This is a genomic window from Bacillus sp. AFS073361 (genome assembly GCF_002567005.1).
Lineage (GTDB): Bacteria > Bacillota > Bacilli > Bacillales > Cytobacillaceae > Neobacillus.
In genome coordinates this window covers 26844-50049 of sequence record NZ_NUZU01000027.1, presented here as the reverse complement: position 1 = coordinate 50049, position 23206 = coordinate 26844, and the positions used below count along the sequence as shown (strand labels likewise).

The window sequence follows — 23206 nt, the reverse complement described above, 5'->3', positions numbered from 1 at the left end:
TCGAATCTCTCAGGGCGCATTTTTTATCGGGAAGTAGCTCAGCTTGGTAGAGCACTTGGTTTGGGACCAAGGGGTCGCAGGTTCGAATCCTGTCTTCCCGACCATTCTTCTTATAACTTTTGGGGTCTTAGCTCAGCTGGGAGAGCGCCTGCTTTGCACGCAGGAGGTCAGGGGTTCGATCCCCCTAGACTCCACCAATTACTTTAAAGACAATATTATGGCGGTGTAGCTCAGCTGGCTAGAGCGTACGGTTCATACCCGTAAGGTCGGGGGTTCGATCCCCTCCGCCGCTACCAATTAAGATTTTTTAATTATTATAATGGAGGAATACCCAAGTTTGGCTGAAGGGATCGGTCTTGAAAACCGACAGGCGGGTAACACCGCGCGGGGGTTCGAATCCCTCTTCCTCCTCCAGTTTTATCATTTGTTTTTTATATGTGGAGGGGTAGCGAAGTGGCTAAACGCGGCGGACTGTAAATCCGCTCCCTCCGGGTTCGGCGGTTCGAATCCGTCCCCCTCCACCATTTAGGGGCATAGTTTAAAGGTAGAACTAAGGTCTCCAAAACCTTCAGTGTGGGTTCGATTCCTACTGCCCCTGTTAAATATTACTCACAAAATATCATAGTTTTATCTATGGATTCTTTAATTATGCCGGTGTGGCGGAATTGGCAGACGCGCACGACTCAAAATCGTGTTCCGTGAGGAGTATCGGTTCGACCCCGATCACCGGTATCTTTATTTTATTACTTTTTCTTATCGTCAATTAGCAGTAGAATTGAGTTATATCAACGTTTTGAACGTCTATTTACAGTAATGTAAGTAGGCGTTTTTTGTTTGTCTTTAAGTTATTCTTTGCTGTTTCCTTCATGACAAAATTACTTCAAAAAAAGTATTATCGTTATTTTAGTCTTTATTGTTTTTCTATCCATTGTAGGATTTACGTTATACAAATGGGTTAGTTATGGAACTATAGATGCAGCTGGTATTTTCTTTAGTTTTCTAGCGTTAAGCTATTTTTTTAATTTGCTTAATTGGGGCCATCATGAAGGTGGTGGCGAGAAAGATGAATTAGACAGGCATATTGAAACCAAAGTGCCAAAATAGGTTATTATGTTCTCATGATTTTATCTGGATTGATATTGTTTATTTCTGAAGGAACAGGCAGTTTCAATGAAATTGATAATTATCCATTGGTTATAGTAGTGGGTATTACTTTTGTTACAGTTCCGATTACAGAATTTATATATTCTAAGAAATACAGGTAAGTATACTAGTAGCTATCTAATTAACAAACGAATAACATTATTTAAATAGCACAATAGAACTTTTAAGTTCAAGTTCATTTTAAATCGAAATGAAAGTTCAGAAATGTTGATATATCAATGTTTCTGAGCTTTCTTCGGTTTTGTCGGTCACCATAGAAAACAAACTTTGCAGCTTCTAATTTGATTCTTCAATAGGTCCAAATAATTGTTCATTCCAATGTAACCTTATGTCCTCTTCTAAGGAACGCTTATGTTGTTGCAATGCTTCAATTAAGGAGGAGAGGTCACGATTTTTTAATGCTTCAAACATATTATGATGATCTTTGTGTCTTTTTAAGCTATTTTCAAAAACTTCACTGTACCCAACTCGTGCTAGTGAAATTATAGGGTTAATACTGTCATAAATGTTTTGAACCTTATGATTCCTAGCATATTGCACCAATAATTGATGGAACTCCTTATCTAGTTTACTGTAAGACTCATAAGAAAAGGGCTGTACTCTCAATAGTGAATCCATTTTTTCAATTATTTGTTTCATATCTTCTATCTGTTCATCTGATAAATGCTCAATAGCTTGTGCTGCCGCCCATGTTTCAACCATAAATCGAGCATCGAGAGCCTCCATACAATCTTTGAAACGTAATTGGGTGATGTATGTTCCTTTTCTTGGAAATATTTCGACTAACCCATCATGTACCAATTGATTTACCGCTTCTTTTACGGGTGATCGACTTACTCCATATTTATTTGCTAATTCAATGATATCCAATTTTTCTCCAGGTGAAAAAATCCCGCAAATAATTTCATTTCGAAGTTCTTTATATACTTGTGTTGCAAGAGCAGAAGTATCAATCATTATAGTAAATTAACCTCCCAAAATTCATAGGTAATTTGCAATACCTAACATGTAACATGTCACACTATTAATAAATTATAGGGGAATTATATACTTGTAGTCAATTTCTTGTGTGAAAGTAAATTACAAAAAAGACAATAAAAAAGAATTGACTGATTATTTATTTTATTCTAACATTACCTTGTGAAATATGAAATGTGAAATGTTACATGTCACAAACTATTCATTTACAATTTTTAAATTATATTCGGGTTAGAAAATTTGTTTATACTTTTAAAATTGGGGGTATAATCCAAGGAAATATTTTCCTTTTTATAGGAATCATATGGCACTTTACAATTGTTTTATAAAATTTCTAAAAATAAAGAAAATTAAAATATTGACAATTCGGAAAGTTAAAGATTAAGATGATGTTAGAGTTTTAAATAGTTATATCTAGTTTTATAATATAAAACTCCGAGACTAATTTTGTCTCTTGTTTTTAGTTTTATTATGAAAACTAAGTTTTATAATATAAAACTAAAGGTGGTGATAAATTTTTTTTAGTATAAATGATACCGCTTTCAAAAAAAACAAAAACCATTTTAATTGGGGGATGAGCGATTAAATGAAAAAGTTATATTCAGTAGCGACTGGTGTAATTCTTAGTGCTTCTTTACTTCTTTCGGCTTGCGGGGGAGCAACAGAAAAATCGTCTTCCAATGAAGCTTCTGCCGGACCGGCTAAAACAATAAAAGTGGCAAATTATTTTGCTGAAAACCATCCGCAAAACGTTGCCTTAAGAGAAAAGTTCAAAAAGATTGTTGAAGAAGAATCAAAAGGAAGCCTAAAGGTTCAAATATACCCAAATAGTACGCTTGGAGCGGAAAAGGAATTTTATGATGGTGTTCGTAACGGGACAATTGAAATGGGCATTCCGGGCTTAATTATGCAAGCTGACATCCCAAAAATGGGTGTTCCAGAATGGCCATTCCTCTTTAAAGATTATGAGCATGTCAAAAAAGTTCTAAATGGAGAAATTGGTAAAGAACTAACAGCAGATCTTGAAAAACAACATGGTGTTAAACCGCTCGCCTGGAGCGCAAATGGTTTCCGTATGTTTTCTTCAAACAAGCCAATTAAGAGTCAGGATGATTTTGATGGACTAAGATTAAGGATGCCAAACATCCCTAACTATATTACTCTCGGAAAACTTCTTGGCGCAAATGTCAGTCCGCTTCCTATTTCAGAAGTATTTACAGCGCTTGAACAAAAGGTTGTTGATGGCCAGGATAATCCAATTGCAACTTTGAGGGCTTCTGGATGGTATGAAGTTCAGTCGGATGTTTTAGAGTCAAAACATATGTTTAGCCCTAATATTTTCATTATTAACAGCAAGTTTTATAACAGCTTAACAAAAGAACAGCAAAAAATTATCGAAGATGCTTCCAAGGAATATGCAGATTATGAATTTGAACTAATGGAAAAAAGCTATGAAGATGATAAAAAATTCCTTGAAGAAAACAATGTAAAGTTTAATACTCCATCTGATGAATTTGTAAAAGAAATGGAGAAAGCTGCCGAGCCTTTATATAAGGATATCTATAAGGAAAATGACTGGGCAGAAGATTTGGTAAAACGAATTAAGGATGAGCAATAGAAAGGCACACCCTTTCTTATAGCTCTTCTTTATAGAGAAAGGCGGGAGGAAGATGGAAAAGTTATCAAAATACTTGGAAACGATGTTGAACATTTTTATGGCGTTTGCTCTTTCCTTAATGGTCATTCTTGTTTTTGGAAATGTTGTCTTACGTTACTTCTTTAATTCAGGCATAACATGGTCAGAGGAAATATCCCGCTATTTATTTGTCTGGCTAACCTTTTTAGGGGCGATAGGTGCTTTTAAGGATAAAGAGCATCTTGGAGTTGATATGCTTGTAAAACGTTTGCCAACCGGATTGAAAAAGGTAGCACTGGTTATCAGTGATTTATTAATGCTATATGTTCTTTATTTGGTCCTTGATGGAAGCTGGAAAATGACCTTGATCAATTTACATAGCAAAGCCCCTGCAACAGGTCTTCCGCTGGCTGCTGTTTACGGGACAGGGATTTTAGTCAGTATTTCAATGGGGTTAATATTAATCAATAATCTTATTAAACTCTTAACTAATAAACTGACGGATGAAGAATTAGTGCTAATTAATGATTCTGAAGAAATGATTGATTTCCACGAAAAAGACTTGATAAAGGAGGGAAAACAAGCATGATTGGTGTGTTTTTAGGTTCTCTGCTTGGGACGATGGCTCTTGGGATGCCAATTGCTTTTGCACTTTTATTGAGTGGCGTTGCATTAATGTACTTTCTTGGGATATTTGATAGTCAGATTATTGCCCAAAACTTAATAAGTGGAGCAGACAACTTTCCTTTGATGGCTATTCCCTTTTTTATGCTTGCTGGGGAATTAATGAACGCTGGCGGGCTTTCCCAAAGAATCGTTAAAATGGCGATGTCTATGGTGGGGCATATCAGAGGCGGCCTTGGTTACGTTGCTATCATTGCAAGTGTATTGTTTGCCAGCTTATCTGGGTCGGCTGTAGCAGATACTGCTGCGCTAGGTGCGATATTAATTCCGATGATGGTAAAAAGCGGTTACGATGTTAACCGATCAAGCGGGTTGATTGCTTCAGGTGGAATCATTGCACCAATAATTCCTCCGAGTATTGGATTTATTATTTTTGGAGTATCCAGCGGGGTGTCGATTACCAAACTTTTTATGGCAGGAATCGTACCAGGAGTCCTGCTTGGGGTAGGGCTTTGCATTACCTGGGCGATTGTAGCCCATAAAGATCAAGTGAAAGTACAGCCTCGAAAATCTATGAAAGAAATTTTGATTTCAGTTAGAAATGGTTTTTGGGCCCTGTTATTGCCTTTGATCATTATTGGAGGGCTAAGAGGAGGAATCTTCACTCCAACTGAGGCGGCTGTAGTTGCTGCTGCTTATGCGCTATTCGTTGGCCTGGTGGTGTACCGTGAACTGAAACTCTCAGAGCTATTTCACGTTCTTGTGAGAGCAGCAAAAATGACGAGTGTTGTTATGTTTCTTGTAGCTGCTGCATTGGTTTCATCTTGGTTAATTACCGTTGCCAACCTCCCTGAACAAGTTATTACTCTTTTGGAACCGTTATTGGATCATCCATTATTACTTCTTTTGATGATTAATCTTTTAGTAATTATTATTGGAACTGCGATGGATATGACACCTACGATTCTTATCCTTACTCCTGTTTTAATGCCTTTAATTGAGAAGGCTGGGATTGATCCAGTTTATTTTGGAGTCCTATTTATCCTTAATAATGCTATTGGTTTGTTAACGCCGCCTGTCGGTACAGTGTTAAATGTTGTCTGTGGAGTTAGTAAGATAAGCATGGAAGATATCATGAAAGGGATTTGGCCTTTCCTTCTAGTAGAAGTGGTGGTTTTGATTCTACTAATTTTATTCCCTGATCTTGTACTAGTTCCGCTCGAATGGTTTATATAACGTAAAGGGGATGTGGATATGGGTAAATTTAAAGTAGTCATTACCGATTGGGAATATGATGACCTTTGCTATGAAGAGCAGGTTTTTGAAGGGCATAAAGAAATTGAATTGGTCGGTGCCCAGTGCCGTACTGAGGAAGAAGTAATAAGTGCTTGTAAAGATGCTGACGGTATCATTAATCAATATGCACCTTTAAGTAAAAGAGTAATAGAATCTCTTGAAAAATGTCAGGTTATTACCAGGTATGGAGTGGGTGTAAATACAATAGATTTGGAAGCGGTTACGAAAAAGGGGATTTGTGTAGCAAATGTACCCGATTATTGTATGGATGAAGTTTCAGATCATGCATTAGCCCTTATCCTTTCCTGGACGAGGAAAATTGTGTTGGCAAGCAACCAAGTGAAAAATGGAAATTGGGATTTTAAAGTGACAAAGCCTATTCAACGATTTAGAGGCCAAACTCTTGGACTGGTTGGGTTTGGCAAGATTCCACAAGCACTGGCTGAAAAAGTAGTACCCCTAGGCTTCAATGTTATAGCAGCGGATCCATACTTTCCTGCCGAAGAAGCAAAGAAAAAAGGTGTTACTCTGGTATCTCTGGAAACTCTTGCTGAACAATCAGATGTTATTTCGGTACATGCCCCGCTTACACCAAGTACTAAGGGTATGATAGGCAAGGAGCTTTTTGCAAGGATGAAAAAAGCCCCATTGATTGTCAATACAGCAAGAGGTCCGGTCATTGACGAGCAGGCACTTATTGAGGCATTGCAAAATGGAAAAGTTTCTGGTGCAGCATTGGATGTTCTTGAAGAAGAACCAATTAACCATGACCATCCTTTCCTATCGATGGAAAATGTTATCGTTACACCACATGTAGCATGGTATTCAGAAGAAGCAGAAAAAGAAATGCGATTGAAGGCAGCAATGGGTGTTGTTGATGTCCTTATTCACGGCGAGTATCCGAAATATCTTGTAAACAAAGAGGTAAAAAAGCAATCAAGACTGGAAGAAGGCGTTTCATTAGAAAGATATGGCCAACTGGTTAAATAAAAGGGGGATAAAAAATGAAATCTTTGATTAAGAAAATCGGTGTAGGACTAATCCTGCCAAGTTTACTCCTGTTAAGTGCATGTGGTTCAAGCTCAACTAGCAGCAGTACTAATGGTGAAGGAAAATCAAGCAGTATCCAGGAAAGAACCATCAAAGCAGGTATTGGATTAAATGAAGATCATCCAGAAGGGCTTGGATTGAAAAAATTTGCTGAAATTGTATCAGAGAAGAGCGGAGGAAAATTAACAGTTAAGCCTTTCTACGCTGCAACTCTGGGTGATGACCAAAAAATGACTGAAGCACTTCAAGGCGGAATGCAGGAAATTACCATTCCATCCACTTCTCCTCTTGTAGGAATGATCAAGGAATATGGAATTTTTGACTTCCCATTCCTATTTAATAATGGTGAAGAGGCAGATGCGGTTCTAGATGGCCCTGTCGGCCAAAAGCTTCTTGATAAACTTCCGGAGCATGGGCTTATTGGACTGGGATACTGGGAAAATGGCTTCCGCCAGCTGACAAACAGTAAACACCCCGTTGAAACAGCGGAAGATTTTAAAGGCTTGAAAGTTAGAACGATGCAAAACGAAGTCCACCTTGCCGCTTTCAAGGATCTTGGTGCGAACCCTACTCCAATGGCGTTCTCCGAAGTATTTACAGCCTTGGAGAGCAAAACTGTTGATGGACAGGAAAATCCGCTTGCAACTATTAAGTCAAATAAATTCAATGAAGTTCAGGATTATTTAAGCCTTACAAAGCATGTTTACACTCCGTTTGTTTTCCTTGTTAGCAAGAAGTTCTGGGATGGTCTTTCTAAAGAAGAGCAAAAAATCCTGAAGGATTCAGCTATTGAAGCTGGAAAATATCAGCGCCAATTAAGCCGCGAAGAAGATAAGAAGGCAGTTGAAGATCTTAAAGCTGCTGGCATGAAGGTTAATGAGGTTTCTGATGAAGAAAAAGCGAAAATGAAAGAAATTATTGCTCCAGTAACAGAAAAGTTTGCAGAAAAGTTCGGAAAAGACTTGGTTGATGAGCTAAATGCAGAAATTGATAAGGTACGAAAATAGTTTAAATGATCCCGGGAGATGATGGGAAATGGAAATTATTAATGAGCTCTTGCGGGGAATTCCGATTCCTAAGATGGTGAAAGTCAGGCAAAAATTTCATGCTCCTGAAATAGAAAATGTGGAAGAAGCAGTCCGAGAAGCAATTGCCGAGGCAAAGGTAATGGCCCGGATCAAACCTGGAGATCTTGTAGCGATTGCAGTAGGATCAAGGGGCGTAGCAGACCTGCCAATTTTGGTAAGGGAAACGGCAAATGCGGTAAAAAATGCCGGAGGAAATCCTTTTATCGTACCTGCAATGGGCAGCCATGGCGGAGCCACAGCCGAAGGCCAGAAGGATGTGCTTGAGCAGCTGGGAGTAACGGAAGGAACCACAGGGGCCCCTGTCAAATCCAGTATGGAGGTTGTAGAGATTGGAAGGCTTGAAAATGGCCTTCCAATCTATATCGATAAACATGCTTATGAGGCTGATAAGGTAATTGTTATTAACAGGATTAAACCACATACTGCCTTTCGCGGGCCTGTTGAAAGCGGCTTGATGAAGATGATTACGATTGGCCTGGGAAAACAAAAAGGTGCGGAGGCGGCCCATGCGTACAGCTTTAAATATATGGCTGAGCATGTTGTAAAAATGGCTAAAATTGCAATTGCCAGGGTCCCTATTATTTTTGGGCTTGGGACGTTGGAGAATGCCTATGATCGACCGGCGAAAATAGTCGCCATTCCTTCTGAAGAAATTTTTACAAAAGAACCTTCATTATTGCTGGAAGCCAAATCGCTGATGCCAAGAATTATGTTTGATCCAATTGATGTTTTAGTTGTTAATGAAATGGGAAAAGATATTTCCGGCGATGGCATGGATCCAAATATTACTGGAAGGTATGCAACGCCTTATGCAAGCGGCGGGCCGAAGGTAACAAGGATCGCTGTTTTGGGCTTAACAAAAAAGACACACGGGAATGCAAATGGAATTGGAATGGCTGACATGTCCACTAAAAAAGTACTTGATGAAACAGCTTTGGAAAAAGGATATGCGAATGCCTTAACAAGTACCGTGATTGATGTGGTGAAGCTTCCAATGATTTTAGAGAACGAGGAACTGGCTGTAAAGGCAGCCATCAAAACGTGCAACGCCTTTGACTTAAGCAAAGCCCGGGTCGTAAGAATAAAAAATACACTTGATATTCATGAAATATGGATCTCAGAATCCCTGCTTGAAGAAGCACGACAGAATGAATTTATTGAGATACTATCTGAGCCTATAGAAATGGACTTATCGTCAAAGACTGCGGAGCAAGTATATTAAAAAGCAGTTTTGCTTTAGGTAAATGGAGGATCAATCATGACAGTAAAGTACCCCAATATCGAAAATAAGGTAAATCCTTATCGGGATAACGTCCAGGGCAAGGCAAATGAACCTATTTGTGTTGCGGGCTTATTGGACCGTTCCAAACAAATCCTTAGTACAGAAATGAAAGGGGTCAAGCCGGACTGGACACTTGAAGAAATTTATGACAGGCTTCATAACAATGCTCCGCGTATTGCCATAATTGGCGGGTCTCCTGACCATCCTGCGCATATCATGGATTTTCAGACGATTGCCAGGGCTGCCATTCGTATTTGGCAAAACGGCGGTGTCCCATTCCAGTTTTCGACCCCTGTTATGTGTGATGGAACTGCACAAAGCAACCAGGGGATGAGTTATTCCCTTCAGAGCAGAAATGCTGTTGCCCAAATGGTCGTAAACCAGATAGAAGCGCACAGCTACCATGGAGCATTTGTTATTCAGGGATGCGATAAACAGCCTCTGGGTGTTGTTTCTGCACTTGCACATCTGGACCGAATTAGAAGACATCGAAATGAAGCGCCATTTATTGCGACTTTTGCACCTGCCCATGTTCTAAAAGGAGGCACTATTCCTGATTATCTTTTTGCAGAACTTGAAGAAGTAGCGGTAAAAGCAGAAGCTTCCGGTGCAGAGGATATTGCCTATGATTTAAGGGATGCATTAGCGTACATACTCCAATGTTCTTCTAACACGGCATTTCAGGGAGTATTAGAGAGGGCCAGGGAAAGAGGCATTATTTCCAAAGAGCAGCATGAAGATTATGAGAAAAGGCTTGCAGTTGCAACTTGCGATGGCCAAGGCGGTGTGTGTGCATTCAATGGGACCGGAAACAGTTCAAGGCATCTTGTTGCTGGAATGGGGCTTGTCCACCCGGCATTGGAGCTTTTGACTGCTCCGCCTACGCAGTTTGAAGTAAACCAAGCGGTTGACTCACTTGCGCTTATGATAAATAATCCTGTATTTGGTGTTGCCAACATCATGGCAGCCAATATAAAGAACGCGATTAGAATTCATAGTGCTTCAGGAGGTTCCACGAACTTAATGATGCATATAGTTGCCGGGATGCTTTATGGCGGCTATAAATTTGATTTATGGGATTACGACCAGATACACCACGAAATTCCTATTCCAGATTTGTTCAATTACAGCCTTACTGAAGGGCGGGACATTTTTGCCCTTGCGATGCAATGCTGCAGCGGCCAAATCAAAGGGATGGAGACTTTGTTCTATGAACTTATTCAAAATGGCGTTCCCATGAATTTGGATGCGCCAACTGTCACAGGCTCAACCTGGGCAGAAAGGCTATCAGAAAAGCATAAATTGTCCGCTTTAGGAGTAAAAGAGAATCCAATCATTTTATCAAAGCCAAGAAGGCTGTTTAGCGGAGTTGATGTCATTAAAGGCAATTTTTTTGAGAGTGCTGTGGTAAAAATTAGCGGGATGACAACAGATCAACTCGATACTTTCGACAAAAAAGCATCATTCGTTCTTTTCTATGATAATGAAGAAACTGCCAATGAAAGCCTGTTGGATGAAAATCTATTGGATAAGATTAAGAAAAACAAAGAATTCAACTATGAATCTATGCTTGCAATGCTAAAGCAAAATGCCCTTGAAAAGTACGATAAATATAAGGGGCTGGAATATGATCAGCTATTTGAAAAGATGGTTGAGGAGGGCACTTTGAAAATATCGATTATTGTGTCCGGGCAAGGGCCGGAAGCGTTTGGTATGCCTGAAATGTTTACACCTATGCAACATATTAATGCCAACAGAAAACTTAAGCGAATTGCAACTCTTATAAGTGATGGAAGATATTCTGGTGTTACATATGGCGCAGCTATCGGGCATATGACGCCAGAAGCCAAGAATGGCGGAGGCATCCTTTATTTGCAAACTGGCGATGTTCTTTATCTTGAACTCCGAAGCAAGAAAATAGAGTTTTTGGATGAAACAGAATTCCAGAATGGAAGATTATCTTTCAATTTTGAAGATACAAAGAATGCAAGACAGGCGCTTGGAGAGCAGAGGCTTCTTAATATTCGCGAGCGTCAGAGACTTGTAGCAGCAAGCAATAGGATGGCAGGGCATACGGATGCAGCAAACGGTGTAGTACCACTTGCTGTAGCGGAAGATGCTGTTTTTGATTATAAAAATGACGTCCTATTCCCTGTAAAGGAAGAATTGGCATAAGAAAAGTATATCGATGGGAGAGAGTAACTATGGAAAAAACACGAAAGTTCATTGAAAGTCTTGGATTCCCAAGTGGAGATCTTAACAGCCTGCCAGATTCACAGAAAACTTTTCCAGATGGGGCTCAATATAGAATCGAAATTCCAAGTGTCGAGGGACCTGCTGCCTTCAGGGAAGTCATTCAAGCATCCCAGGATTATGATGTAGAAATTCACAGAATTTCACAGGGAAGCGGAATCATGCTCTTAACAGATGACGAGTTGAAAGAAATGGCTGAACTAGGACAGGATAACAACCTTGAAGTTAGTTTATTTGTCGGTCCAAGAGGGACTTGGGATGTTACACCGATGTCCTGGGCAAGCGCTGGTAAGGTGATCGGGCTCAGGGTCGAAAGTATGGACCAGCTCGTATATTCTATTGAGGATATTAAGAGGGCCTGTGATTTTGGAATCAGAAGCATACTGGTTGCTGATGAAGGATTGCTTTGGCTGGTAAATGAGTTTAAGAAAAAAGGAGAGCTTCCTGAGGACCTTGTTGTTAAAATTTCCGTACAAATGGGGCAGGCGAACCCTGTATCCATTAAGTTAATGGAAGATATTGGGGCTTCTACTTTCAATGTTCCTACTGATTTAACTCTTGCCCGTCTCGCTGCAATCAGGCAGGCAATTGATATCCCTATTGATATTTATGTAGAAGTTCCAGATGATATCGGCGGTTTTATCAGGCATTATGAAATTCCTGAAATCATCCGTGTTGCAGCCCCTGTTTATATTAAATTCGGGCTGAAGAATTCACCAAATATTTATCCATCAGGCACACATCTTGAAAAGACTGCAGTTGCTCTTTCAAGAGAACGGTTAAGAAGAGCGAAGATCGGGTTAGATATGATCAAACGATATGCACCGCATTTGAAAACCTCTAAAAAAGGAGCCATTGGCCTGGGAGTTCCAAAACATGGAGTAGAAGTGAGGAGATAAAATCTTTCTACCCGTTTAAATAATACTGCTCAAAAGGGCAGAGTATGACATGAAGGTAAAACATGGTTTTACAATATAAAACAGGAGGGTTTTAAAATGAGAATCATTCGTTTCCTTGATAATAATTCACAAATTGTACTTGCGGCCTTAACCGATCAGGAAGAGGTTTACCCAATTCCTTTTAATGATTTTATGGAGTTGGTTAATTTAGCTGAAAAATCTGGAATTTCAACACTAAAACTTGTTGAAACTTCCATTTCCGGCGTTACCGCGCTTAAAGAAAGGGTCGAAGATCTTCAACTTATCGTACCTATTGAAGCTCCTGAAGTTTGGGCCTCCGGCGTAACATATGAGAAAAGCAGGGATGCAAGAAACTATGAAGCTACTGGCGGAAAAGTCGATGTCGAAACTTGTTATGACAAAGTCTATGATGCAGAAAGGCCAGAAATCTTTTTTAAATCTACGGCTGCAAGGACAGTCGGGCCAAACACGCCTGTGTACTTAAGAAGTGATTCCAATTGGCAAATTCCAGAACCTGAAGTAGCTTTGGTCATTTCAAAGTCAGGCAAAATTGTCGGTTATACTGCTGGCAATGATATGAGCAGCCGCGATATTGAAGGGGAAAATCCTCTTTATTTGCCTCAGGCGAAAATCTGGAAACATTCCTGTTCAGTTGGGCCTGCTATCCGCCTGGCTGAAACAGTGGAGGATCCATATAATTTCCAAATAACTTGCCGTATTTATAGAAATAATAAATTGGTTGTTGAAGGAAACGCCAATACATCACAGTTAAAGAGAAGATTCGACGAACTCGTTTCTTTCCTGGAAAAAGATAATGAAATTTTTGATGGAACGGTTCTTATGACAGGAACATGCATTGTTCCTCCAAATGAGTTCACTCTTCAAGACAATGACCAAATTGAAATTGAAGTATCAACTATTGGTGTACTGTCCAATCCAGTAAAAGAACAGCAGCGAAGTAAAGAGGCTGTAAAATAATAGAATAAGTGGTATTTTACGATTGAAGCGAAGTAACCTTACAATTCTACTTATTCTGTGTTTGGTGGTGTAATCATGGCAAGCAATTTAAAAACGGTAATGATGAAACCAATCGATAAGGTGGCCATTGCTTTAATGGCCATCCCACCCGATTCGGAAGTGGAAGTAACGTGCCAGGATAAAACTTTTAAAGTAATGATTTCAGAAGAAATAAAGTTTGGCCACAAGTTTGCAGTGGTTGATATGGAGCAGGGAGAAGAAATATTAAAATACGGCGAAGTTATCGGTCTCGCCACTAAAAAAATCCTTGCGGGTGAACATGTTCATGTTCATAACCTGGAAGGGATAAGGGGAAGGGGAGATAAGGTTGCAACTTGATCAAAACTTAACCTTCATGGGGTACAGAAGGCCTGATGGTAAAGTAGGGGTCAGGAATCATATATTAATTTTGCCAACGATTACTTGTGCGACTCAGGCTGCACACCAGATTACCCAGCTCGTCCATGGAACAGTCAGTTTTATTCACCAGCATGGTTGTGCACAGGTGGGAGTTGATTATGAACAAACTTTTAGGACATATGTTGGTATGGGGCTTAACCCAAATGTCTATGGGGTAGTAGTGCTTGGCTTAGGGTGTGAAACACACCAGGCAAGAAGTGTTGCAGGAGAAATAGCCAAAAGCGGCAAGCCTGTAGAAGTTATTTCCATTCAAGATAGCGGTGGAACATTGATGGCCATTGCAGAAGGATCCAAAGCGGCGGCTAAAATGGTCCAGGAAGCTTCTGCACAAATGCGGGAGGTTTGCTATTTCAGCGAACTGACTATAGGTACGGAATGCGGGGGTTCGGATGCTTGTTCAGGAATTTCAGCAAACCCTGCAGTTGGCGTTGTAAGCGATATGATTGTCGAGGCAGGAGGGACTGCAATTCTTGCTGAAACAACTGAACTTATCGGTGCCGAGCATCTGTTGGCCAAACGGGCAACGAATGACAGAGTAGCAAAACGAGCTTATGAAATCATTGACATGATGGAAAAAAGAGCAATTTTAATGGGTGTCGACATTCGAACAGGAAACCCAAGCCCGGGTAATATAGAGGGCGGATTAAGTTCCCTGGAAGAAAAGTCCCTTGGTGCTTCAGCGAAATCCGGCACCAGTCCTTTAACCGAAATCGTTGATTATGCCCAGACGCCTACTCAAAAAGGGCTTGTATGGATGGATACCCCGGGCCACGATATTGAACAATTGACAGGGATGGCTGCTGGTGGAGCGCAGGTTGTTCTTTTTACAAGCGGAAGAGGGACACCAACCGGATCTCCTATTGTTCCAGTTATTAAGATTTCTACGAATACACCTATTTTTAATAAGATGAGTGAAAACATTGATATGAATGCTGGAACCATCATTGATGGGGAAGAATCCGTCGATGAAGTCGGCAAAAGAATCTTTCAAGAAATCGGCCAAGTGAGCTCAGGAAAACTGACCAAAGCTGAAATTTTAAAACAGCATGATTTTGGAATTTGGCGAATTGGCCCTACTTTTTAATCTATTTCAAATAAGAAGGAGAACAAAATGACTACACAAACACAAGCCAAAACATTTAAAAACTATATTAATGGAGAATGGGTTTCTTCTATAGAAAATAATACAGTAAAAAGCGTCAATCCAGCAGACAGGAATGAAATTGTGGGTTATGTACACCTTTCTGGAAAAGAAGACCTAGAACAGGCTGTTGCTGCAGCAAAGAGTGCCAAAACCAACTGGCGCAAGCTTTCTGGTGCTGCAAGAGGAGATTTCCTTTACAAAGCAGCCAATGTACTTGAAAGCCGTTTAGACGAAATTGCAGAAACAATGACACGCGAAATGGGAAAAACATTACCCGAGGCCAAAGGGGAAACAGCAAGAGGTATTGCTATTCTCCGTTACTATGCTGGCGAAGGAATGAGAAAAATCGGGGATGTCATCCCTTCTTCTGATAATGAAGCTCTCATGTTTACAACAAGGACGCCGCTTGGTGTCGTTGGGGTCATTTCCCCATGGAATTTCCCTGTTGCCATTCCAATTTGGAAAATGGCGCCGGCCTTGATATATGGAAACACTATTGTTATTAAACCGGCTACAGAAACTGCAGTTACAGCTGCTAAAGTAATTGAATGTTTCCATGAAGCAGGGTTCCCGGCTGGTGTTGTTAATTTTGTAACTGGTTCAGGCTCCGTGATTGGCCAAGGCCTTGTTGAACATCCAGATGTAAACGGGATTACATTTACCGGTTCAGACTATACTGGAAAAAGAGTCGGTGCTGCTGCTTTTGCAAGAGGTGCAAAATATCAGCTTGAAATGGGCGGAAAGAACCCTGTAATCATTGCTAAGGATGCAGATTTGGATTTGGCTGTCGAAGGAACCATTAGCGGTGGTCTAAGATCTACTGGGCAGAAATGTACGGCAACTAGCAGGGTTTTTGTAGACAATGATGTCTATGAAACTTTTAGGGAAAAACTACTTTCCAAAGTGAAAGAGATTAAAGTTGGCCATGGACTCGAAAGTGAATCCTGGATGGGTCCTTGTGCCAGTGAAAGCCAGTTAAATACAGTTATTTCATATATTGGAAAAGGAAAGGCAGAAGGTGCGGAACTTTTATTTGGAGGAAACAGAGTAACAGGTAATGGCCTTGAAAATGGTTTTTATGTTGAGCCAACTGTTTTTGATAATGTTAACAATAATATGGCCATTGCCAGGGAAGAAATTTTCGGTCCTGTACTAGCCTTAATCCGATTCGATTCTTTAGAAGAAGCTATTGAATTGGCTAATGATACAGAATACGGCTTAAGTGCTTCTATTTATACAAAAGATATTTCAAAGATCCTTGCATTCATCAATGATATTGAAGCCGGCCTTGTTAGGGTAAATGCTGAAACTGCCGGTGTTGAGCTTCAGGCTCCATTTGGAGGAATGAAGCAATCAAGCTCACACTCACGTGAACAGGGGCAGGCAGCTATAGAGTTCTTTACTTCTATAAAAACTGTTTTCGTAAAAGCTTAAGCATGATTGGTTCTCCTCAACGATTGGGGAGAACCTTATTTAAATTTGGAGGCGTTGAAATGTTCCCAAAACATGTGAAGAGGGTGATAGGATGCTAGAATTGAAATATAACAAACTTCAAGAAATTTTAAGGGAAATGAAAACAGTAGTCATCGCCTTTTCGGGCGGCGTAGACAGTACGTTTTTATTGAAGGCTGCACTCGACACTCTAGGACGGGAAAATGTATTGGCTGTTACAGCTGATAGTGAAACATATCCGTTTGAGGAATTGCAAGAAGCAATTCATCTCGCCGAACAGCTTGGAGCAAGATATGAAGTGATTCAGACATCGGAATTAAATATTCCAGGTTATTCTGAGAACACATCAAACCGATGCTATTTTTGTAAAAAAAGCTTGTTCGAGCATCTTGTACCGATTATGAAAGAACATAATTACAATAATGTTGCTTTCGGCCTTATCGCAGATGATCTTGGGGAGCACAGGCCAGGTACAAAGGCAGCGAGAGAATATAATGTAAGGGGCCCGCTCCAGGAAGCTGATCTATATAAAAGTGAAATTCGTGAGCTATCACAACAAATGGGTCTACCAACATGGGATAAGCCTTCCTTTGCTTGCCTATCGTCAAGGATAGCTTATGGAGAGCATATTACCATAGAAAAACTGAAAAAAATAGATAAATCAGAACAAGCTATTCGAGCTTTTGGAATTCGGCAATTAAGGGTACGTACCCATGGTGAGATTGCTAGAATTGAAGTAGAACCGCATGAGATGCAACGTTTATTGGAACATCATCATGAAATTACAGTAAAACTTCAAGAATTTGGATACACCTATGTTACGATGGATCTCATTGGCTATAAGAGTGGAAGTATGAATAAGGTTTTGCAAGTTAGGTAGAAACTGGTAGAGAAAGGCCTACTGGTCCCTCGATTATCGGTATCAATAAAAGTTATAGTCCTTATAGGTCAATGCTTTGTAAAGTTCAAAGCATTGATCTTTTTTGTTTTTATCATAATAAATATTTAAAAGGTTACTAATGTTCAAATAATTGTAATATTTATGATGATTCTGAGGTTTCTGATTTGGGTATAATAGAAACAAAGAAAGGTGGAGGAATGAATGAGAAAACGTAATCTTAGCTTTAAGGAATTAGTGAAGGATAATAAACAGGAAATAGAAAGTGATTTTAAAGCAATCGAAAGAATTGAGACGAAAATTGATGATAAACATTCGAAAAATTTGAAATATGCATGAGTACTAATTAGTAGAGCATCCCGCGGGGTTGCTCTTTTTTTTTACTAGGGCAGGATTTTCTTTATAACTAAGAGGCTTCTTTTTTACTAAATGGGGAATTGTATTAAACACATACTTAATATGGAAGGAGTCATTTGATGCCAGAGCTTCCTGAGATGGAAAACTATAAAATCCTATTAAATCAAAAAATTGCAGGTCAAACGATAACAGAAGTACAAATAAATCGAGAAAAATCAATCAATTTAAACCCTGCCCTATTTATTAAAACGTGTCACCATCAAAAAATAATTGATATCAACAGGAGGGGAAAGCATTTACTTTTTCACTTGCAAAATGGTCAAATTCTTTTACTCCATTTAATGCTTGGCGGGTGGATGTTCTATGGGACAGAAGCAGACAAGCCAAATCGGACAGTTCAGATACGTTTATCCTTTGGTGAACACCACCTGTACTTTATTGGCCTCCGCCTCGGATATTTGCATCTATATAATCAAAGAGAAATAGATCAGCACCTAGCACATTTAGGTCCAGAACCGTTATCCACTGATTTCTCATTAGATAATTTTTTAAAAAGAATTGGCCAAAAGCATGGCCGGTTAAAAACTACGATGATTGATCAAGAGTTTATCGCAGGGATAGGAAATTGCTACTCCGCTGAGATTTGCTACGATGCCGGCATCATTCCTACAAAAGACATTGATGATATTGGCGATTCAGAGCGAAAGAAACTGTATCAATCGATAAAAACAATTCTCCAAAAAGGCATCCAACATGGCGGTTACATGGATAATCCGCTCTTTAAGGATGATAAATTAACAGGAGGGTTTAATGCTTTGTATCAGGTGTATGATCGTGAAGGTGAAAAATGTAATAGATGCGGGTCTATTATCAAAATGGAAACAATATCATCAAGGAAAACCTTTTATTGCCCTATTTGTCAAACATAGTTTACAGAATCTCGTCGAATTCGGCGAGATTTTTTTTGAAAAATTAAACTTTGTTATTTTGTCAAAAAAAATAAAACTTATTGTTTCGATTTTCGTCCTAATGTAATATACTATATACAAATAAGTATAACACATTTATAATCAACCTAATGAATAAAACATATTTAATGTGATTAAGGGGGTGGTAATGATTAAATTATCTAAACGCCAGGACGAAATACTCGAGATTGTTAAACAAAATGGACCGATCACAGGGAAAGACATCGCAGAGAAACTTTCATTAACAAGAGCTGCATTAAGACCCGACCTCGCTATATTAACGATGTCTGGAAACTTAGAAGCAAGGCCTCGGGTGGGTTATTATTTTAATGAAAGCTATGAATCAAAGCAGCAAGCGAAGAAATTCATCCATCAAAAGGTAACAGATTATAAGGCCCTTCCGGTCGTGGTTGAAAAATCTACTTCCGTCTATGATGCAATTGTTCAACTATTCCTAGAGGATGTTGGAACACTCTATATTGTTGATTCTAAAGGCCATTTAGCTGGGGTTGTATCTCGAAAGGATTTGCTCAGAGCATCACTAGGAAATCAAAATCTACATGAATTGCCTGTTAGTGTGATCATGACGAGAATGCCAAATATTATGACGATTAATCCCGAAGAAACCTTGCTCGAGGCTGCTAAAAAGATGATTCATAATCACATTGACTCCTTACCAGTTGTAAAAGAAGTAGATGGCCAAAAAAATACATATTTACTTCTTGGCCGCATCACTAAAACAACGATTACACGAGCATATTTAGAAATGATGGAAAATAAATGAAGCGAAGGAGAGTGGCTGTCTTTTGGTACATAAAGAAGTAGTTTATGTTGTATCCGATTCAGTAGGAGAAACCGCTGAGTTTGTTGTCAAAGCAGTAGCAACACAGTTTAATGGCGGGCAGGTTGAAATTCGGCGGAATTCCTATGTGGATGACTTCGAAGATATTGAGGATATGATTTTATTGGCGAAAAAAGGCCCTGCTATTATAGCCTATACAATCGTTGTACCGGCATTAAAAAATTATTTAGATTACCGTGCCGAAGAAGAAGGAATTTTGGCAGTTGATCTATTGAGTCCATTAATGAATGCGTTTGAAACGAGCTTCCATAAACAGCCGCACCATCGTCCAGGTTTAATGAGAAAATTGGATGAGGAATATTTCCGGAAAATTGAAGCCATCGAATTTGCTGTCAAATATGATGACGGCCGTGATCCAAGAGGGATTACAAAGGCTGATATTGTACTAATTGGTGTGTCACGTACATCGAAAACTCCCTTGTCTATGTACTTAGCTCACAAACGCTTTAAAGTGGCTAATGTACCGCTAGTACCAGAGGTGGCACCTCCAGAAGAATTGTTCAATATACCGCGCAAAAATTGTATTGGATTAATTATTTCACCAGATAAGTTGAATGAAATTCGCAAAGAACGTCTAAAAGCAATGGGGTTAGCCTCACAGGCGAACTATGCTAGCTTTAAGCGAATACTTGAAGAGCTTGATCATGCTGAAAAAGTAATGAAGCGTGTTGGCTGTCCAGTCATTGATGTCTCAAATAAAGCCGTAGAAGAAACAGCAGGTTTAATCTTAGACGTGTTAAAAAAGGAGAGGGGTTTATAATATGGAGAAATTCGTTTATTTATTTCATGAAGGAAATGGCAATATGAAAGGTTTGCTCGGGGGGAAAGGTGCGAACCTAGCGGAAATGACGCGAATTGGACTGCCGGTGCCTTATGGTTTTACGATCTCTACACAGGCATGCAATGCATTCTATGAAGCTAGCAAAACGATTCCTACCATTGTTGAAGTTCAAACGTTAGAAGCCCTCGCGCGTCTTGAGGAGAAAATGGGGAAAAAGCTCGGCGATCCGGAGAATCCTTTACTAGTTTCTGTACGATCTGGTTCTGTTTTCTCCATGCCTGGTATGATGGATACCATTTTGAACCTAGGGATGAATGATGAAACCGTGGTAGGAATGGCAAACTTAACGAATAATCCGCGTTTTGCCTATGATTCTTACCGCCGCTTCATTCAAATGTTTAGTAATGTCGTCCTTAATATTGATACCTACTTTTTCGAACAATTATTAGAAGAGATTCGTGAAGAAAAAGGCTATTCTTCTGACCCGGAAATGAGTGCGGAAGACTGGAAAGAAGTCATTATTGGCTATAAAGAAATCGTCAAAAAACATACTAGAAAGAATTTCCCACAAGATCCAAAAGAGCAATTATTCCTTGCTATTCATGCTGTGTTTAATTCTTGGAATAATCAGCGGGCGATTGTCTACCGCCGCCTGAATAAAATTGCGGACCATTTAGGAACAGCCGTAAACATTCAAAGTATGGTGTTCGGAAATATGGGTAATGATTCAGGCACTGGTGTGGCCTTTACTAGAAACCCTTCGACTGGTGAGCATGTCCTTTATGGTGAATACTTAATTAACGCCCAGGGAGAAGATGTGGTTGCAGGGATTCGTACTCCACAGCCGATCGCCACATTAAAAGACGAGATGCCTGGAGTATACAAGCAATTCACTGAAACCTGTAAGAAACTCGAGTCCCATTATGAAGAAATGCAGGACATCGAGTTCACGGTTGAACGCGGCAAGCTTTTTATCCTGCAAACTCGTCACGGTAAAAGGACCGCACAAGCGGCTATCCGCATTGCGGTGGAAATGGTCGAGGAAGGAATTATCGATAAAAAGACCGCCTTGCTTCGTGTCGACCCTGACCAACTTAATCAACTCTTGCATCGCCGGATTGACGATAAATTTCAGAAAACAGTAGTAGCGAAAGGCTTACCGGCTTCACCAGGAGCAGCGACAGGTCAGGTTGTTTTTGATGCAGATGAAGCGGAGCAATTAAGCATTGATGGAAAAAAAGTAATCCTTGTTCGTCCGGAAACAACACCGGATGATATCCACGGAATCGTCGCATCCCAAGCTATATTGACAAGCCGAGGAGGAATGACCAGCCACGCTGCCGTTGTTGCACGTGGAATGGGGAAAGCCTGTATCTGCGGTTGCGAAGCCTTAAAGATTGACTTAAAGGCTAAACAGTTTACGGTAGGCGATCAAGTGGTTAGTTATGGAGATATCATTACGATTGATGGCTCCACTGGTGAAGTAATGCTGGGAGAAATTCCAATGATTGACCCAGAACTATCGGATGAATTCCAGTTGCTGCTTGCATGGGCAGACCAAGAACGAAAACTAGGGGTCCGTGCCAATGCAGATAATCCTGAAGATGCAAGAAAGGCATTCGAATTCGGTGCAGGCGGAATTGGATTATGTCGTACGGAACATATGTTTATGGACTTGAAACGGATTCCAATTGTCCAAAAAATGATTCTTGCTGAAAATTATAATGAGAGAATGGTAGCGTTGAATCAGCTTTTACCAATGCAGCAAGGAGATTTTGAAGGAATCTTTGAAGAAATGAAAGGATTACCTGTCACTATTCGGTTACTTGATCCGCCGTTGCATGAATTTTTACCAAATAAAGAGGATTTGTTGGTGGAAGTGACGAAACTTCAAATCTTAGATCCTCAATCACCAGAATTAAAAGCGAAAGAACAGTTGCTGAAAAAAGTTCGTCAATTAGATGAGTTTAACCCGATGCTTGGCCATCGTGGCTGCCGCCTAGGAATGATTTATCCAGAGATTTACGAAATGCAAGCGAAAGCCATTTTCTATGCAGCGGCAACGCTTGCAGACAAAGGTATTGAAGTACAGCCAGAAATTATGATTCCTTTGGTTGGTCATGTGAATGAGTTAAAGGATATGCGTAAATTGGTAATTGATGCGGCAGTAGTGGTTCAAGAAGAAACAGGGAAGAACTTCGAGTACACAATTGGAACCATGATTGAAATTCCACGTGCTGCTTTAACTGCTGACAAAATTGCCGAAGAAGCAGATTTCTTCTCCTTTGGTACCAATGATTTAACTCAAACCACATTCGGCTACAGTCGTGATGATGCCGAAGGAAAGTTCTTGCAAGCTTATATTGAAAATAAAGTGCTGCCGGAAAATCCTTTTGCGGTTCTTGATCAAGATGGTGTAGGAAAACTCGTGGAAACAGGCGTCAAGTTGGGCCGTGGAACAAAGCCTTCGTTAAAAACTGGAATTTGCGGTGAGCATGGCGGAGAAAAGACCTCCATTGATTTCTGTTACAAAACAGGCTTAGATTATGTCAGCTGTTCGCCATACCGTGTACCACTTGCACGATTGGCAGCAGCACAGGCAACGATTCGCCATGAATTAAACAAAGCAGAAGTATATACAACAGCATAAAGCAAGGAAAAGGGATGTGTGCAAAGTAAAGTGCACCATCCTTTTTTATTTTCCCAAGGGTGTTACGAACTTATATGGGATTAGGATACTTTCTTCTGCTTATACTATAAAAAAACAGAAAAAGGGGACTCACTCCAATGGGGGCAATTGAACGAAGCGGATATCGATTTGTACCAGAATTTAGTGTCATTCAACAGAATGGAGCAATACACGTGTTCCATCAAGAAAACTTTATTGAGGAAATTAAATTTCAATTTTCAGGAAAGTTTCCTGAAATGGACCAAATCGAAGACTTAGTGGATCAATATTGTGATAACCATCAGTTATAAAACCGAATATTCGTTCGGTTTTTATTTTTATGTTATA

The 23206-nt window shown here is 39.9% G+C and carries 20 protein-coding genes and 7 tRNA genes; 26 read left to right on the top strand and 1 reads right to left on the bottom strand.

The genetic code is table 11. The features are described from left to right. The first annotated feature begins 27 nt into the window (after nucleotides 1-27). From COJ96_RS12875 to COJ96_RS12845, 7 genes are all read left to right on the top strand, one after another. Nucleotides 28-104 (top strand) — tRNA-Pro (locus COJ96_RS12875). A gap of 17 nt (nucleotides 105-121) precedes the next feature. Next, nucleotides 122-197, top strand: a tRNA-Ala gene (locus COJ96_RS12870). Between the two features lie 22 nt (nucleotides 198-219). Next, nucleotides 220-296, top strand: a tRNA-Met gene (locus COJ96_RS12865). Nucleotides 297-321: 25 nt separating this feature from the next. After that, nucleotides 322-414, top strand: a tRNA-Ser gene (locus COJ96_RS12860). A 25-nt stretch (nucleotides 415-439) separates the two neighbouring features. Further along, nucleotides 440-524, top strand: a tRNA-Tyr gene (locus COJ96_RS12855). Between the two features lie 3 nt (nucleotides 525-527). Next, nucleotides 528-598, top strand: a tRNA-Trp gene (locus tag COJ96_RS12850). Between the two features lie 52 nt (nucleotides 599-650). Continuing rightward, nucleotides 651-732, top strand: a tRNA-Leu gene (locus COJ96_RS12845). A 708-nt stretch (nucleotides 733-1440) separates the two neighbouring features. On the opposite strand, the gene COJ96_RS12835 is transcribed toward COJ96_RS12845, so the two are convergent. Beyond that, nucleotides 1441-2121, bottom strand: coding sequence for a GntR family transcriptional regulator (locus tag COJ96_RS12835; protein ID WP_098573840.1), 681 nt, complete (start codon nucleotides 2119-2121; stop codon nucleotides 1441-1443). Between the two features lie 607 nt (nucleotides 2122-2728). On the opposite strand from COJ96_RS12835, the gene COJ96_RS12830 reads away from it, so the two are divergent. The 19 genes from COJ96_RS12830 (at nucleotide 2729) to COJ96_RS12740 (ending at nucleotide 23169) form a co-directional block, all read left to right on the top strand. Continuing rightward, the gene (locus COJ96_RS12830; RefSeq protein ID WP_098573838.1) at nucleotides 2729-3760 is read left to right on the top strand and encodes a TRAP transporter substrate-binding protein; all 1032 of its coding nucleotides are present in this window, start codon (nucleotides 2729-2731) and stop codon (nucleotides 3758-3760) included. Nucleotides 3761-3812: 52 nt separating this feature from the next. Continuing rightward, nucleotides 3813-4367 (top strand): TRAP transporter small permease, encoded by a 555-nt coding sequence (locus tag COJ96_RS12825; RefSeq protein WP_098573836.1) that lies wholly within the window; start codon nucleotides 3813-3815, stop codon nucleotides 4365-4367. Then, complete coding sequence (locus tag COJ96_RS12820) at nucleotides 4364-5638, top strand: TRAP transporter large permease subunit (protein ID WP_098573834.1); 1275 nt, start codon at nucleotides 4364-4366, stop codon at nucleotides 5636-5638. The genes COJ96_RS12825 and COJ96_RS12820 overlap by 4 nt, the downstream gene beginning before the upstream one ends. 18 nt (nucleotides 5639-5656) lie before the next feature. After that, entirely contained in the window at nucleotides 5657-6688 is a 1032-nt protein-coding gene (locus COJ96_RS12815; RefSeq protein ID WP_098573832.1) for a C-terminal binding protein, read from the top strand. A 14-nt stretch (nucleotides 6689-6702) separates the two neighbouring features. Next, nucleotides 6703-7755, top strand: a complete 1053-nt coding sequence (locus tag COJ96_RS12810; RefSeq protein WP_098573830.1) for a TRAP transporter substrate-binding protein — start codon at nucleotides 6703-6705, stop codon at nucleotides 7753-7755. Nucleotides 7756-7783: 28 nt separating this feature from the next. After that, entirely contained in the window at nucleotides 7784-9058 is a 1275-nt protein-coding gene (locus COJ96_RS12805) for a nickel pincer cofactor-dependent isomerase, group 22 (protein ID WP_098573828.1), read from the top strand. A gap of 36 nt (nucleotides 9059-9094) precedes the next feature. Further along, nucleotides 9095-11293: a dihydroxy-acid dehydratase domain-containing protein gene (locus tag COJ96_RS12800; RefSeq protein ID WP_180230102.1), complete on the top strand. Its 2199-nt coding sequence runs from the start codon at nucleotides 9095-9097 to the stop codon at nucleotides 11291-11293. A 29-nt stretch (nucleotides 11294-11322) separates the two neighbouring features. After that, complete coding sequence (locus tag COJ96_RS12795) at nucleotides 11323-12270, top strand: U32 family peptidase (RefSeq protein WP_098573824.1); 948 nt, start codon at nucleotides 11323-11325, stop codon at nucleotides 12268-12270. Between the two features lie 96 nt (nucleotides 12271-12366). Further along, complete coding sequence (locus COJ96_RS12790; protein WP_098573822.1) at nucleotides 12367-13269, top strand: fumarylacetoacetate hydrolase family protein; 903 nt, start codon at nucleotides 12367-12369, stop codon at nucleotides 13267-13269. 75 nt (nucleotides 13270-13344) lie between these two features. Beyond that, nucleotides 13345-13647 (top strand): UxaA family hydrolase, encoded by a 303-nt coding sequence (locus tag COJ96_RS12785; protein ID WP_098573820.1) that lies wholly within the window; start codon nucleotides 13345-13347, stop codon nucleotides 13645-13647. A 16-nt stretch (nucleotides 13648-13663) separates the two neighbouring features. Further along, nucleotides 13664-14812: a UxaA family hydrolase gene (locus COJ96_RS12780; RefSeq protein WP_098573848.1), complete on the top strand. Its 1149-nt coding sequence runs from the start codon at nucleotides 13664-13666 to the stop codon at nucleotides 14810-14812. A gap of 27 nt (nucleotides 14813-14839) precedes the next feature. Beyond that, entirely contained in the window at nucleotides 14840-16306 is a 1467-nt protein-coding gene (gucD, locus tag COJ96_RS12775) for an alpha-ketoglutaric semialdehyde dehydrogenase GucD (protein ID WP_098573818.1), read from the top strand. 91 nt (nucleotides 16307-16397) lie between these two features. Then, on the top strand, nucleotides 16398-17204 hold the full coding sequence (gene larE, locus COJ96_RS12770) for an ATP-dependent sacrificial sulfur transferase LarE (RefSeq protein WP_098573816.1): 807 nt from the start codon (nucleotides 16398-16400) through the stop codon (nucleotides 17202-17204). A 222-nt stretch (nucleotides 17205-17426) separates the two neighbouring features. Next, nucleotides 17427-17561: an FbpB family small basic protein gene (locus COJ96_RS12765; RefSeq protein ID WP_098573813.1), complete on the top strand. Its 135-nt coding sequence runs from the start codon at nucleotides 17427-17429 to the stop codon at nucleotides 17559-17561. Between the two features lie 137 nt (nucleotides 17562-17698). Next, the gene (locus tag COJ96_RS12760) at nucleotides 17699-18508 is read left to right on the top strand and encodes an Fpg/Nei family DNA glycosylase (RefSeq protein WP_098573810.1); all 810 of its coding nucleotides are present in this window, start codon (nucleotides 17699-17701) and stop codon (nucleotides 18506-18508) included. Nucleotides 18509-18695: 187 nt separating this feature from the next. Further along, nucleotides 18696-19331, top strand: a complete 636-nt coding sequence (gene ccpN / locus COJ96_RS12755; protein ID WP_098573807.1) for a transcriptional regulator CcpN — start codon at nucleotides 18696-18698, stop codon at nucleotides 19329-19331. Nucleotides 19332-19353: 22 nt separating this feature from the next. Continuing rightward, nucleotides 19354-20169, top strand: coding sequence for a pyruvate, water dikinase regulatory protein (locus tag COJ96_RS12750; protein WP_098573805.1), 816 nt, complete (start codon nucleotides 19354-19356; stop codon nucleotides 20167-20169). Between the two features lies 1 nt (nucleotide 20170). After that, complete coding sequence (ppdK, locus tag COJ96_RS12745) at nucleotides 20171-22840, top strand: pyruvate, phosphate dikinase (protein WP_098573802.1); 2670 nt, start codon at nucleotides 20171-20173, stop codon at nucleotides 22838-22840. A gap of 137 nt (nucleotides 22841-22977) precedes the next feature. Next, entirely contained in the window at nucleotides 22978-23169 is a 192-nt protein-coding gene (locus COJ96_RS12740) for a YbxH family protein (RefSeq protein ID WP_098573799.1), read from the top strand. Nucleotides 23170-23206 lie beyond the last annotated feature (37 nt).

What these genes read in the sequence shown, in the direction of transcription:
- COJ96_RS12835 (WP_098573840.1), bottom strand. Translation starts at nt 2,121, where the DNA reads ATGATTGATACTTCTGCTCTTGCAACACAAGTATATAAAGAACTTCGA.
- COJ96_RS12830 (WP_098573838.1), top strand. Translation starts at nt 2,729, where the DNA reads ATGAAAAAGTTATATTCAGTAGCGACTGGTGTAATTCTTAGTGCTTCT.
- COJ96_RS12825 (WP_098573836.1), top strand. Translation starts at nt 3,813, where the DNA reads ATGGAAAAGTTATCAAAATACTTGGAAACGATGTTGAACATTTTTATG.
- COJ96_RS12820 (WP_098573834.1), top strand. Translation starts at nt 4,364, where the DNA reads ATGATTGGTGTGTTTTTAGGTTCTCTGCTTGGGACGATGGCTCTTGGG.
- COJ96_RS12815 (WP_098573832.1), top strand. Translation starts at nt 5,657, where the DNA reads ATGGGTAAATTTAAAGTAGTCATTACCGATTGGGAATATGATGACCTT.
- COJ96_RS12810 (WP_098573830.1), top strand. Translation starts at nt 6,703, where the DNA reads ATGAAATCTTTGATTAAGAAAATCGGTGTAGGACTAATCCTGCCAAGT.
- COJ96_RS12805 (WP_098573828.1), top strand. Translation starts at nt 7,784, where the DNA reads ATGGAAATTATTAATGAGCTCTTGCGGGGAATTCCGATTCCTAAGATG.
- COJ96_RS12800 (WP_180230102.1), top strand. Translation starts at nt 9,095, where the DNA reads ATGACAGTAAAGTACCCCAATATCGAAAATAAGGTAAATCCTTATCGG.
- COJ96_RS12795 (WP_098573824.1), top strand. Translation starts at nt 11,323, where the DNA reads ATGGAAAAAACACGAAAGTTCATTGAAAGTCTTGGATTCCCAAGTGGA.
- COJ96_RS12790 (WP_098573822.1), top strand. Translation starts at nt 12,367, where the DNA reads ATGAGAATCATTCGTTTCCTTGATAATAATTCACAAATTGTACTTGCG.
- COJ96_RS12785 (WP_098573820.1), top strand. Translation starts at nt 13,345, where the DNA reads ATGGCAAGCAATTTAAAAACGGTAATGATGAAACCAATCGATAAGGTG.
- COJ96_RS12780 (WP_098573848.1), top strand. Translation starts at nt 13,664, where the DNA reads ATGGGGTACAGAAGGCCTGATGGTAAAGTAGGGGTCAGGAATCATATA.
- gucD (WP_098573818.1), top strand. Translation starts at nt 14,840, where the DNA reads ATGACTACACAAACACAAGCCAAAACATTTAAAAACTATATTAATGGA.
- larE (WP_098573816.1), top strand. Translation starts at nt 16,398, where the DNA reads ATGCTAGAATTGAAATATAACAAACTTCAAGAAATTTTAAGGGAAATG.
- COJ96_RS12765 (WP_098573813.1), top strand. Translation starts at nt 17,427, where the DNA reads ATGAGAAAACGTAATCTTAGCTTTAAGGAATTAGTGAAGGATAATAAA.
- COJ96_RS12760 (WP_098573810.1), top strand. Translation starts at nt 17,699, where the DNA reads ATGCCAGAGCTTCCTGAGATGGAAAACTATAAAATCCTATTAAATCAA.
- ccpN (WP_098573807.1), top strand. Translation starts at nt 18,696, where the DNA reads ATGATTAAATTATCTAAACGCCAGGACGAAATACTCGAGATTGTTAAA.
- ppdK (WP_098573802.1), top strand. Translation starts at nt 20,171, where the DNA reads ATGGAGAAATTCGTTTATTTATTTCATGAAGGAAATGGCAATATGAAA.
- COJ96_RS12740 (WP_098573799.1), top strand. Translation starts at nt 22,978, where the DNA reads ATGGGGGCAATTGAACGAAGCGGATATCGATTTGTACCAGAATTTAGT.